The organism is Nocardioides baculatus (genome assembly GCF_016735675.1).
GTDB lineage: Bacteria > Actinomycetota > Actinomycetes > Propionibacteriales > Nocardioidaceae > Nocardioides > Nocardioides baculatus.
In genome coordinates this window covers 169546-181421 of the sequence record NZ_JAERSG010000006.1, presented here as the reverse complement: position 1 = coordinate 181421, position 11876 = coordinate 169546, and the positions used below count along the sequence as shown (strand labels likewise).

General features: G+C 71.8%; 13 protein-coding genes. 4 read left to right on the top strand and 9 right to left on the bottom strand.

Annotation, left to right across the window (positions count from 1 at the left end; translation table 11 throughout):
- Positions 1-11: 11 nt before the first annotated feature.
- The 4 genes from JI751_RS18640 to JI751_RS18625 form a co-directional block, all read right to left on the bottom strand.
- The gene (locus tag JI751_RS18640) at positions 12-1319 is read right to left on the bottom strand and encodes an SAM-dependent methyltransferase (protein WP_201940017.1); all 1308 of its coding nucleotides are present in this window, start codon (positions 1317-1319) and stop codon (positions 12-14) included.
- The gene (locus JI751_RS18635) at positions 1316-2668 is read right to left on the bottom strand and encodes an FAD-binding oxidoreductase (RefSeq protein ID WP_201940015.1); all 1353 of its coding nucleotides are present in this window, start codon (positions 2666-2668) and stop codon (positions 1316-1318) included. Before JI751_RS18635 ends, JI751_RS18640 begins: the two co-directional genes overlap by 4 nt.
- A gap of 83 nt (positions 2669-2751) precedes the next feature.
- Entirely contained in the window at positions 2752-3102 is a 351-nt protein-coding gene (locus JI751_RS18630; protein ID WP_201940013.1) for a cytidine deaminase-like protein, read from the bottom strand.
- 10 nt (positions 3103-3112) lie between these two features.
- On the bottom strand, positions 3113-3820 hold the full coding sequence (locus tag JI751_RS18625; RefSeq protein WP_201940010.1) for a winged helix-turn-helix transcriptional regulator: 708 nt from the start codon (positions 3818-3820) through the stop codon (positions 3113-3115).
- A gap of 111 nt (positions 3821-3931) precedes the next feature.
- On the opposite strand from JI751_RS18625, the gene JI751_RS18620 reads away from it, so the two are divergent.
- Positions 3932-4753, top strand: a complete 822-nt coding sequence (locus JI751_RS18620; RefSeq protein WP_201940008.1) for a class I SAM-dependent methyltransferase — start codon at positions 3932-3934, stop codon at positions 4751-4753.
- Here JI751_RS18620 and JI751_RS18615 read toward each other — a convergent pair.
- The 5 genes from JI751_RS18615 to JI751_RS18595 form a co-directional block, all read right to left on the bottom strand.
- Positions 4734-6056 carry a hemolysin family protein gene (locus tag JI751_RS18615; RefSeq protein ID WP_201940007.1) on the bottom strand — a complete coding sequence of 441 codons (1323 nt, stop codon included), beginning with the start codon at positions 6054-6056 and terminating at the stop codon, positions 4734-4736. The two genes, JI751_RS18620 and JI751_RS18615, sit on opposite strands and share 20 nt — an antisense overlap.
- A gap of 10 nt (positions 6057-6066) precedes the next feature.
- The gene (gene ybeY, locus JI751_RS18610) at positions 6067-6528 is read right to left on the bottom strand and encodes an rRNA maturation RNase YbeY (protein ID WP_201940006.1); all 462 of its coding nucleotides are present in this window, start codon (positions 6526-6528) and stop codon (positions 6067-6069) included.
- Positions 6525-7559 (bottom strand): PhoH family protein, encoded by a 1035-nt coding sequence (locus JI751_RS18605; RefSeq protein ID WP_201940005.1) that lies wholly within the window; start codon positions 7557-7559, stop codon positions 6525-6527. Before JI751_RS18605 ends, ybeY begins: the two co-directional genes overlap by 4 nt.
- A 103-nt stretch (positions 7560-7662) precedes the next feature.
- The gene (locus JI751_RS18600; protein ID WP_201940004.1) at positions 7663-8868 is read right to left on the bottom strand and encodes a hypothetical protein; all 1206 of its coding nucleotides are present in this window, start codon (positions 8866-8868) and stop codon (positions 7663-7665) included.
- Complete coding sequence (locus JI751_RS18595; protein ID WP_201940003.1) at positions 8868-9218, bottom strand: HIT domain-containing protein; 351 nt, start codon at positions 9216-9218, stop codon at positions 8868-8870. The genes JI751_RS18600 and JI751_RS18595 overlap by 1 nt, the downstream gene beginning before the upstream one ends.
- Before the next feature lie 63 nt (positions 9219-9281).
- Here JI751_RS18595 and JI751_RS18590 point away from each other — a divergent pair, with 63 nt between their 5' ends.
- From JI751_RS18590 to JI751_RS18580, 3 genes are all read left to right on the top strand, one after another.
- Positions 9282-10232, top strand: a complete 951-nt coding sequence (locus JI751_RS18590) for a Gmad2 immunoglobulin-like domain-containing protein (RefSeq protein WP_201940002.1) — start codon at positions 9282-9284, stop codon at positions 10230-10232.
- 84 nt (positions 10233-10316) lie between these two features.
- Entirely contained in the window at positions 10317-10844 is a 528-nt protein-coding gene (locus JI751_RS18585) for a SigE family RNA polymerase sigma factor (protein WP_201940001.1), read from the top strand.
- On the top strand, positions 10841-11875 hold the full coding sequence (locus tag JI751_RS18580; protein ID WP_201939999.1) for a hypothetical protein: 1035 nt from the start codon (positions 10841-10843) through the stop codon (positions 11873-11875). The genes JI751_RS18585 and JI751_RS18580 overlap by 4 nt, the downstream gene beginning before the upstream one ends.
- Position 11876: the final 1 nt, after the last annotated feature.

Below are 11876 nucleotides of genomic sequence, written 5' to 3'. Positions count from 1 at the left end.
TTATCGCCGCGTCACCAGTCGGGACGCATCGGGAAGCCGGACCGTCCGTCGTCGTGGTTGCGGGTCGCGAGCACTTGGTGGAGCTCGACCTCGTCGCGCTCGAAACCGACTCGCGAGCCGGCGAGGTAGAGGCCCCAGACCCGGGCAGTGCCCTCGCCGACCTCGGCCACGCACTCGTCCCAGTGCTCGACGAGGTTGCGGTTCCAGTCGCGGAGCGTGGAGGCGTAGTGGAGGCGGAGGTTCTCCGAGTGGTGCACCTCGAGGCCCTGGTCCTGCGCGGCCGCGATGATCGTGCCCGAGCCGATGAGCTCGCCGTCGGGGAAGACGTAGCGATCGATGAACGCGCCGGTCTGCTGCCTCCCGTTGTGCGGGCGGGTGATGCAGTGGTTGAGCAGGCGGCCGCCGGGCTTGAGCCGATCCCGCAGGTGGTCGAAGTAGGCGGGGTAGTTGCGCACACCGATGTGCTCCATGAGCCCGATCGAGCTGACCGCGTCGAACCCGGTCTCGGTCACCGCGCGGTAGTCGAGGTGGCGCACCTCGGCGAGGTCGGCGAGCCCCTCGCGCTCGATGGCTGCCTGCGCCCACTGAGCCTGCTCGGCCGAGAGCGTCACCCCGAGGGCGCGTACGCCGTACTCGCGGGCGGCGTGGCGCACCATCGTCCCCCAGCCGCAGCCGACGTCGAGCAGCCGCTGCCCGGGCTGGAGGGCGAGCTTGCGGGCGACGAGGTCGAACTTCGCGGCCTGTGCATCCTCGAGCGTCGCGGTCGGCGGGTCGTAGAGGGCGCAGGTGTAGGCCATCGAGGGGCCGAGCACCATCTCGTAGAAGCGGTTGGAGACGTCGTAGTGGTGGGAGATGACCTCGGCGTCGCGGGTGAGCGAGTGACGCACACCTTCCACGGCGCGCCGCCAGCGAGGCAGGTGCTCCTGCGGCGGCGGGGCCGGCGGGCGCAGGTGGGAGAGCCCGAGGCTGCGCACGATGGCCACGACCTCGGCCGGGCTCGGCACCCGGAAGTGGGTGTGCTCCTTGAGCAGGACCAGGGCGTCGTAGGGGTCGCCCGGGTGCACGCCGACGAGGTCGAGGTCGCCGGCGGTGTAGGCCCGCGCGAGGCCGAGGTCGCCGGGCGCGGTCATCAGGTAGGACAGGCCGCGCTCGGTGCGCAGGTGCATGCCGATCTCCGCGTCGCGCGGTCCGGCCGTGCTGCCGTCGTAGGCGGTGAAGCGCAGGGGAAGACCGCCTCGGAAGAGGCCGCCGATGGCCTCGCCGATGGACAACCGTCCGTCGGTCACCCGGCCGGAACCGGAGTCGAGCTTGTAGCTCATCGTTGTCGTACCACCTTGTCGTAGAGGGACGTGAGTCGCTCGTCGGGGTCGTGGACCCCCTTGACCCGGGCGAGGTGCTCGCCGCCGTAGAGGCGGTCGAACTCGTCCGGGGCGTAAAACGCCTCGGAGTAGAGGCTCTTGTGGCCGCCGAGCTCGGAGACCTTCGCCTCGATCGCGCGGTTGCGCGGCGAGTGCGGGGCGTCGGGGCCGACGTTGACCACGCCCCAGAAGCCGACGTTGACGTAGGTCGTGCCGCCTGTCAGCGGGTAGCCCGGCCACTCGCGCTCGCGCAGCCGCAGGGGACACAGCCACACCGGCCGCATGCCGACCTCGCGGTCGAACCACGCGAGGAACTCGGTCAGCCGCTCCACCGGGACCTCGACGTCCTGCACCACACGCTCGCCCTGGGGCCGGCCGGCGCGCCGGTCGAGCCGGTCGCCGATGGCGAAGCGGCGGTCGAGGGCGACGAGCTTCCAGTAGACGTCGGAGCGACGCAGCCGTCGCGGCCACAGTCGTCGTACGACCGGGTGCTGGGCGCCGAAGGCACGTGAGCACCAGAACCAGTCGGTGTCCCAGCGCCAGAGGTAGTCGAGCATCGTGAGGCGGTCGGTCGACCGCTGCTGGATCGAGCGGTAGAAGACCTGCTGGCCGGCGTAGTCGCTGGTCGGGCCGGGCTCGTCGGTCCATCGCGCGAGCGTCAGGTAGAGCTCGTCGGGCGCGAAGGCCACGCCGTCGAGGCCGTCGACGCGCTCGCCATCCCACTCGCGCGTCGCGACGATGCGCTCCACGGCCTCGGCGAGCGCGTGGGCGTCGTCGAAGCGGACGTGGCGAAGGGCAACGAAGGCCTGGACCGGCTCGAGCTCGATCCGCAGCCGGGTGGCGTAGCCGAGCGAGCCGTAGGAGTTGGGGAACGCGTCGAACAGCTCGTCGCCTGGCTTGCAGGTCACGACCTCGCCACTGCCGGTGAGCACGTCCATCTCGAGGACGGACTCGTGCGGCAGCCCGCTGCGGAAGCTCGTCGACTCGATGCCGAGGCCGGTGACCGCCCCGCCGAGCGTGATCGTGCGCAGCTGGGGCACGACCAGCGGGATCCGGCCGTGCGGGAGGGTCGCCTCGACGAGGTGCTCGTAGGTGCACATGCCCTGCACCTCGGCGACGTCGCCGTCGACCTCGATCACGCCGTCGAGGCCGGAGACGTCGAGGCCGGCGGTCAGCGCCGTCCGTCCCCGGAAGAGGTTGCTCGTGCGCTTCGCGAGCCGCACCGGCGCGTCGGACGGCAGGGAGGCGTAGGACTCCTCGAGCCGCGCCACTCCTGCAGCGTGCTCGTCCCAGCCGATCGGGGTACGCACAGCAGCACGCTAGCGACCGGCGCGGACACTCGCGAGCGACTATCGACTACGTCACAGATGGTTGCGCTGCACAACCATCTACGTCACACTCCGGGCGTCGCCAACCAGGTGTGGACCACACCGCGTGGGTCACCGACGAGGACCGGGACGTCGGGTCCCGCGAAGTCGATGGCGGCGGCGAGGTCGGGGGCGTCGCCGTCGGTCAGCACCACCGCGGCCTCGAGCCCGGTCGAGCCCGACGACAACGCCATCGCGACGCAGACCTCGAGCGCGGAAAGGCGCAGGTGCTCGAGACGGACGCTCGCAGCGGCGTACGTCCGGCCGTCGAGGTCGCGTACCGCGGCACCCTCGGTGGAGCGGGCACGCGCGCGCGTCGCCCGGGCCAGCGTCACCAGCTTGGCGTCCTCGGCGCTGAGGTCGGGCTGATCGCTCATGCGGTCAAGCCTAGTGAGCGGCCTCCGGCACGGACGACACCGCCGCCGGTCGAGGGACCGCCGCGAAGGGCGAGAGCAGGAACCAGCCCGGCAGCGCGCTGGCGACGTCACCGGTGGCGTGCACCCGCATCGACGCGTCGCCCACCGCGCTCGCCCAGGTGCGGTCGCCGCGCCAGACCTCGGTGAGGGTCCGCAGGGAGGTCTCCAGCCGCGCCGCGGGCTCGTCGCCGGGGTCGTCGTCGCAGACGTCGACGTCGTCGGGTGAGATCACCAGCCACCACCGGGCGACGCCCGGCGCGACGTCGCGGAACTCGAACGCCACGACGGTCCGCCGGGGTGGCAGCGCGTCGTGGTCGACGTTTCGGTGCATGTCCCACAGCAGCAGCTTGGGGTCGAGGTCGGGATCCGCGAGGTCGGGGATCCAGCGGGTGCCCCAGACGCCGAGTGCCTCGACGACCGGGCGCAGCTCGAGACCCGCGTCGGTGAGCAGGTAGCGCACCTCTCCCCCGGTCTCCTCGCGGCACACGATGCCTGCTCGGGTGAGCTGCTGGAGCCGTCGGGACAGCAGCGTCGGCGACATCCGCGGCAGCCCGCGGCGCAGCTGGTTGAAGTGCTGGCTGCCGAGGATCAGCTCACGGACCACGAGCAGCGTCCAGCGCTCGTCGAGCAGCTCCATGGCCTTGCTGACGGGGCAGAACTGGCGATAGCTCGCGCCCATGGTGGGCACGGTACGCCGCCCGATCGGGGTAGTACAGATCGTGCACTCGTCGGTCTGGTCCGACCGCTCCTAGCGTCGTCACCACCACGGACCCACGGGAGGAGCACCACCATGACCACGCCGACCACGGCACCCTCGGACACCGCACTCAAGGACCGGCACCGCGCAATGTGGGCCTCCGGCCACTACGACCGGGTGGCCCGCGAGATCATCCCGGTCCTCGGCGAGCGGCTCGTCGCCTCGCTCGGGATCACTTCCGGTGAGCGGGTCCTCGACATCGCCGCCGGGACCGGCAACGCGGCCGTCCCGGCGGCCCGCACCGGCGCGTCGGTGGTCGCCTCCGACCTCACGCCCGAGCTGCTCGACATCGGCCGGGCCGAGCACCCGGACGCCGGCATCGACTGGCAGGTCGCCGACGCCGAGGCACTGCCCTGGCCCGAGGCGTCGTACGACGTCGTGATGAGCACGGTCGGCGTGATGTTCGCGCCGCACCACCAGGCAGCGGCCGACGAGGTCGTGCGGGTGCTGCGGCCGGGTGGCCGGTTCGGCCTGCTGAGCTGGACGCCGGAGGGCTTCATCGGACGCCTGTTCGCCACGATGCGCGACTTCGTGCCGCCGCCGCCGGCGGGCGTGCAGCCGCCGCCGCTGTGGGGCAGCGAGGCGCACGTGCGCGACCTGCTCGGCGACCGGGTCGAGGACCTGGCCTTCGAGCGCGACCACGTCGACGTCGACCTGTTCAACGGACCGACGGACTTCCGGACCTACTTCCGCGACAACTACGGCCCGACGCTGATGGCCTACCGCGGGCTGGCCGACCAGCCCGACCGGATCACTGAGCTCGACGCGGCGCTGGACGCACTGGCTGCAAGCGCCGACGAGGGCTCGGGCCGGATGCGGTGGGAGTACGTCGTGGTCAGCGGCCGCCGGAGGTGACCTGGGTGGGGGCGTCGGCAGCGGCGTCCTCACCGTCCTCGGACAGCACCGTGACCAGCACGGTCTCGATCTTGTTGCGCCGACCGGTCGCGCGCTCCGCCTCGAGCCGGAGGCCGTGGCACTCCACGACCGACCCGGGGATCGGGACCTTGCCGAGGTGCTTGGCCATCAGGCCGCCCACGCTGTCGACGTCCTCGTCCTCGACGTCGAAGCCGACGATCTCGTCGAGGTCGTCGACCGGGTAGCGCGAGGAGACCCGGATGGCGCCGCCCTCGAGGCGTTCGACCTCGACCTCGTCGACGTCGTACTCGTCGGTGATCTCGCCGACGATCTCCTCGAGCACGTCCTCGATGGTGATCAGCCCGGCCGTGCCGCCGTACTCGTCGACGACCACGGCGATGTGCTGCCGGCGCGCCTGGAGCTCGGTGAGCAGCGCGTCGACCGGCTTGGACTCCGGCACGTAGTGGACCGGGCGCATCACCTCGTCGACCCGCTGGGTGAACTCCACGTCGGGTGCCTCGAAGTCACGGCGGACGAGGTCCTTGAGGTAGGCCATGCCGACGATGTCGTCGAGGTTCTCCTCGATCACCGGGATCCGGGAGTAGCCGCTGCGCAGGAAGAGCGAGAGCGTCTGGCGGATGTTCTTGTGCCGCTCGACGTAGACGACGTCGGGACGCGGCACCATCACCTCCCGGGTGGTGGTGTCGCCGAGCTCGAAGACGGAGTGGATCATCCGGCGCTCGCCCGACTCGATCACGGCGGACGCCTCGGCCAGGTCGACCAGCTCGCGCAGCTCGGTCTCGGTCGAGAACGGTCCCTCGCTGAAGCCGCGGCCCGGGGTGATCGCGTTGCCGAGCAGGATCAGCAGCGCGGGGATCGGGCCCAGGATCGTGGTCACGAGCGACAGGGGGCCGGCGGAGAGCAGCGCGACCCGGGCATCGTGCTGGCGGCCGAGCGTGCGCGGCGCGACCCCGATCACGACGAAGGAGACGACCAGCATGACGCCGACGGTCGTGAGCACGCTCGGCACGAGCGCGTCCTGGTAGGCGTCGCGCGACCAGGCCCCGACGAGGACGATCGCGCTGATCTCGCACAGCAGGCGCATCAGCAGCGCGGTGTTGAGGTAGCGCGGCGGGTCGTCGAGGATCTGCACGAGGCGACGGGCACCGGCGACGCCGTCGGACCGGAGCTCCTCCGCGCGGGCGCGGGAGAACCCGTTGAGCGCGGCGTCGGCGGCGGAGAAGAGCCCGGCGAGGAGGACCAGCAGGGTGGCGGAGCCGAGCTGCCAGAGGTCGGCGGTCACGTCGGTCACCTCAGTCGGCGTCGGGTGCGGCGCGCCACTTGTCCAGCAGCTCGCCCTGGAGGCCGAACATCTCGGCGTGCTCCTCGGGCTCGGCGTGGTCGTAGCCGAGGAGGTGGAGGATGCCGTGGACCGTCAGCAGGTCGATCTCGGCCTCGCGGCCGTGGCCCGCCTCCTCGCCCTGCCGCTCGGCGACGGCCGGCGCGAGGACCAGGTCGCCGAGCACGCCCTCCTCGGGCTCTTCGTTGACCCGGCCGGGGCGCAGCTCGTCCATCGGGAAGGCCAGCACGTCGGTCGGGCCCTCCTTGTCCATCCACTGCCCGTTGAGCGCGGCGATGGTGTCCTCGTCGACGGCCTTGATGCACAGCTCGGCCTGCGGGTGGACCCGCATCTGGTCCATCACGAAGCGTGCGAGCCGGGACAGCCGGCGTACGTCGAACTCGTGGCCCGACTCGTTGAGGACCTCGATGCTCATGCCTGGCTCCTCGGTCCGCGCTCGGCCTTCTTCGGGCCGGTGCGCTCGCTGTCGGCGTCGAAGACCTCGTAGGCCTCGACGATGCGCCCGACGAGCCGGTGGCGTACGACGTCGGTGCCGGTGAGCCGGCAGAACGTGATGTCCTCCACGCCCTCGAGGATGCCCTCGACGACCCTCAGTCCGGACTTGGTGCCGGAGGGGAGGTCGACCTGGCTGGTGTCGCCGGTGACGACGATGCGCGAGCCGAAGCCGAGTCGGGTGAGGAACATCTTCATCTGCTCGGGCGTCGTGTTCTGCGCCTCGTCGAGGATGATGAAGGAGTCGTTGAGCGAGCGGCCGCGCAGGAAGGCCAGCGGCGCGACCTCGATGGTGCCGGCGGCGAGCAGCTTGGGGATCGTGTCGGGGTCGACCATGTCGTGCAGCGCGTCGTAGAGCGGACGCAGGTAGGGGTCGATCTTCTCGCTCAGCGTGCCGGGGAGGAAGCCGAGCCGCTCCCCCGCCTCGACGGCCGGGCGGCTCAGGATGATCCGGTTGACCTCCTTGGCCTGCAGCGCCTGCACGGCCTTCGCCATCGCGAGGTAGGTCTTGCCAGTGCCGGCGGGGCCGATGCCGAAGGTGATCGTGCTGGTGTCGATCGACTCGACGTAGCGCTTCTGGTTGAGCGTCTTCGGACGGATCGTGCGGCCGCGGTTGGAGAGGATGTTGAGGCTCAGCACGTCGGCCGGGCGCTCCTGCGTCTCCGTGCGGAGCATCTGGATGATCCGCTCGACGGTCTCGCCGGTGACGCCCTGGCCGGTGCGCACGAGCGTCACGATCTCGTCGAGCAGCCGCTCGGCCGACGCGACCTCCGCGGAGTCGCCGGCGAGCGTGATCCGGTTGCCGCGGACGTGGACGGTCGCGTCGAAGGCCCGCTCGATCAGCCGGAGGTGCTCGTCGCCCGGACCCAGGACGGAGACCATGTCGATGCTGTTGGGGACCACGACGGTGTGCGTCGGCTTGTCCTGCTGCGTGCTGCGGGTCGTGTCAGTCATGGATGCCCGTGACGGGCGGCCTTCCGGGTCGGTGGCGGAGCCCTTCCATGCTACCGAGCGGTCGGCGTACGGCACACCTGAGTAAGGGTGGTGCTGCTCCGGCTCAGGGCCGGGTGACCTGCAGCATGCCGAGGCACATCTCGTCGGTGGTGCCCTCACCCCACACGACGTAGCGGTCGGGCTGGCCCTCGAAGGCCGGCAGCTTGTCGCGCAGCCACTGGACGTGGGTGCAGGTGACCTCGACCTGCTCGCCCGGCTGCAGGGTGATGGGCTCGATCGACCTGCTCCCCTGGTCGTCGAAGTCCCAGACCGGGATGTCGAGGATGGTCTGCGCCTCGGGCGTCCCGGGGCGGACCTCGATCCTGATCGAGCGGCCGAGCAGGTGCATGTGTCCGGCGACGCCGTGGATGGTGATCGGCTCGGAGAGGGTGCGCAGACAGGACTGGGTCTCACCGGGCTTCGGCTCGCCCCCGCACAAGACGTGGAGCAGGTCGGCCGTGTTGCCCTCGGCACCGAAGCGTTCCTTGACGCTGGCCACGGCGTCCGCGCGGTCGCAGCGGTCGATGTCGTCGTGCTCCGGGCGGCAGGGCAGCTCGACGGGCGCGGGCAGGAGCATGGTGCTGAGGGACTGGTAGTCGCGCTTCGCGGGAGCGAGCCGCAACTGCGTTGCCGAGGTGTCGGGCTCCTGCCCGGCGAGCAGGTTGTAGTGCACCTGCATCACGATGCGGCTGCCGCTCGCGAGTCGGATGCCGAAGCCGGGCTTGATCACCGACTCCTCGCCACCTGGAGCCCACGCGCCGATCCACGACGACCGGTCGACGTTCTGGAACCGGTCGAGGCCGGTGCCGCCGAAGCAGGTCCACCCCTCGCCCTCCTCCGCGGCGTCCTTGGCTTCGGCCGCTGCGACCTGCTCGGGCGGAACCTGGAAGAGGATGACGTGGTGCACGACATCGGGGTTGCCCGGGAGGATCTGGGTCCCGGTGAGCCACGCCGGCCGGTCCAGCTCGGGGTCGAGCAGGAAGCACCGGTAGTCGTCGGTGCCGGTGCCGTAGGGCGCGGACGGCGTGTAGCTGCCGGGCATCGCGATCGTCGTACGCGTCTCTCCCGCACGCAGCGGGCGTGCCTTGGCCGGCTTCACCTGGTGGCCGTCGTGGCCCACGGTGACCTCACCGTCCGGGCTGCTCGACGCGCCCTGCGTGACGTCGGGCGGCTGGGTGGCGCTGTCGCCATCGGCCCCACCGCCACCGCACGCGGACAGCGTCAGCAGGCCGGTGGCGAGGAGGGCGGCCCATGCGCGACGGCGCGGCATCAGACCAGTGCCTCGGTCATGCCGCTTGCCCCGGCGAGCACGTGGACGTGGGTGTGGAAGACGGTCTGGCCGGCGCCGGCACCGGTGTTGACGATCATCCGGTAGTCGGCGTTCCCGGCCTCCTTGGCCACCTGGTCGGCGAGCGCCACAGCGCGGCCCAGGCTCGCCGGGTCGGCGGCCGCGGACTCGGCAGCGTTCTCGTGGTGGTCCAACGGCACGACGAGCACGTGGAACGGCGCCTGCGGGTTCAGGTCGCGGAAGGCGATCGCGTCGTCGCTGCGGCCGAGCACCTCGGCCGGGATCTCGCCCGCCACGATCTTGCAGAAGACGCAGTCGGCAACGGTGCTCACCGGACCAGACTAGGCGGCGTGGGACCGATCGGGGGACGGCTACGTCCAACTACCGTGAAGAACATGACCTTCCCCGCCCGCCGCCTGTCCGTACGACGACCTGCGCGCGCGTCCGCCGCCGTTGCCCTGCTCTGCACCCTCGGCCTCGCCGCGTGCGGCAGCGATGACCCAGTGCCGACCTCGGGCGACACGAACGAGCCGGCGAAGCGGGGCACCGACAAGCCGAAGCCGACCGAGGCGAGCGAGACCCCCACCTCCTCGCCCACCTCCTCGCCCACCGATGACGACGGCACCGCCGTGCCGATCTACTGGGTCGGAGACGGCCCGGGTGGCGAGCCGCGGCTGTTCCGCGAGTTCCACAGGGTGCAGGGCGACCCGCTCACCGAGGCCGCGCGCCTCGTGATGGGTGGCGGCCAGCCCGACGACCCCGACTACCGCACGCTGTGGCCCGAGATCGACGTCACGCTGGTCGAGGCGACCGACGGGGTGCTCTACGTGGAGGTCCCCACCGACGGCTTCTCGGAGCGCCCGGACGGGATGACGAAGCGTGACGCACGGCTGGCGGTGCAGCAGCTCGTCTACACGCTCCAGGGGGTGCAGCAGGAGCGGATCCCGGTGACGATCGGGCGTCCCGACACCGAGCCGCAGATCTTCGGCCTCCCCACGACCAAGCCGTTCGAGCAGGCCAGCGCGCTCGAGACCCTCAACCTCGTCAACATCACCTCCCCCGAGGAGGGCGCCACCGTCACCGACGACGTCCTGACGGTGACCGGCGTGGCCAACTCCTTCGAGGCGTCCGGACCGTGCCGACTCTCGGCCGACGGGGTCGAGATGCTGCTCCAGCCCTACCAGGCGGAGGGCTGGATGGAGGACCGGCTGTTCCCATTCGAGGTGGACTTCACCCTCGAGGGCATCAGCGGCGAGGTCGTCGTCCAGTGCGAGACCGACGACCCGTCGGGCGGCGCCGAGGGCGACGGGCCGTCGATCGACACGAAGACGATCACCGTCGGGTAGGCGTCAACCGGTCCGCGTGCTGGGGCGTCCCACTGCGTGACCATCCAGACCGACTGGCCCGGACCGCGTCGAGGGAGGGTGGGCGTGGCAGAGGACCTCGATCTCCGGGGCGCCGACGCGGACTCGGCGGTCGAACAGCTGTACGCCGCCCACTGGCGACGGCTGGTCCGGCTCGCGGTGCTGCTGCTGCACGACCAGACCGCCGCGGAGGACGTGGTGCAGGACGCGTTCATCGCGCTGCATCGTCGGTGGTCGCGGCTGCGTGATGCCGATCGGGCGATGGCCTACCTCACCCAGGCGGTCGTGAACGGATCGCGCTCGGCACTGCGTCACCGGGTGGTGGTCGAGAGGCACGCACGGACCGCACCCCGGGCCGAGGTGGTGGTCGAGACGCCGGTCGACGCCGCCGGCCGCCGCGACGCCGTGCGCGACGCACTGCGGCACCTGTCGGACCGCCAGCGCGAGGTGCTCGTGCTCCGGCACTACCTCGACTGGTCGGAGGCGCAGATCGCGGACGCGCTCGGGATCTCGCCCGGTGCGGTCAAGACGCACGCGCACCGGGGTGGTCAGGCCCTGCGTGAGCTCCTCGGTGACTGGTGGGACCGGGAATGACGAGCGACGACACCCGCATGGCGCGCCTCTTCAGCCAGGTGGCGCAGGGCGTGGACCCCGGAGATCGCCTCGAGGAGCTCCTGGCCGAGGCCCGGGACAGGAGCGGGCGGTCGTCGCGGCGACGCCTGGCGGCCGTCGGAGTCGTCCTGGTCGTTGCCTCGGTGCTGGCGGCGTTCGCCGTCGCCCGGGGGGACTCGACGCGTACGTCGCCGCAACCAGCCGCACCCGCGCTGCCGGTGCCCTCGACCGCCTCGGACCCCGACGCGACCGGGCCGGGAACCGCGGTGACCGTCTACTACCTCAGCGACACCCCCGACGGGCCCCGCCTCTTCCGCGAGGTCCGCGTCGTCGACGGCAGTCCGCTCGACGGCGCGGTCCGGGCGGCCGCGGGCCGCGACGAGCGCGGGCGCAAGCAGTACCCGGTGGACACCGACTACCGCTCCGTCTGGCCGCCCCTGACCACGGCCTCGGCGCGCCTCGCGGCGGACGGAGTGATCGAGGTGAGCCTCGGAGGTGACCCGCAGCGCGACCTCCGCAGCCGGGGCTACCTGCCCGCGCAGGAGGCCGGGCTCGCGGTGGAGGCACTCGTCCGGACCGCGCAGGACGCGGCGGGCCAGCGGCTCCCGGTGCGGCTGCTGCTGTTCGACCGGCCCACCGACCAGATCCTCGGCGTGTCGACGGCCGAGCCCCTCGACGCCGCCCCCGATCGCGGCGTGCTGGCCGACGTGTCGCTGACCGACCCCGCGGAGAACCTCCTCGTCGACCAGGACGAGGCCCTTGTCGTCCGTGGACTCGGCCGGACGGCCGGCGGCGCCGTCACAGTGGGGCTCGTGCCCGTCACCGGCGACGAACCCGTGGTCGAGCGAACCGCCAGGTCCGAAGAAGGCGGCGACGGCCTTCGTCCCTTCGTGGTCACCTTCGACCTCACCGGCATCGCTCCGGGCGATTACGACGTCGTCGCCCGCGCCCCGGACCCGTCCGGCAGCGGACTGCCCCACACCGACACCCGCACGATCACCGTCGTCGACTGAG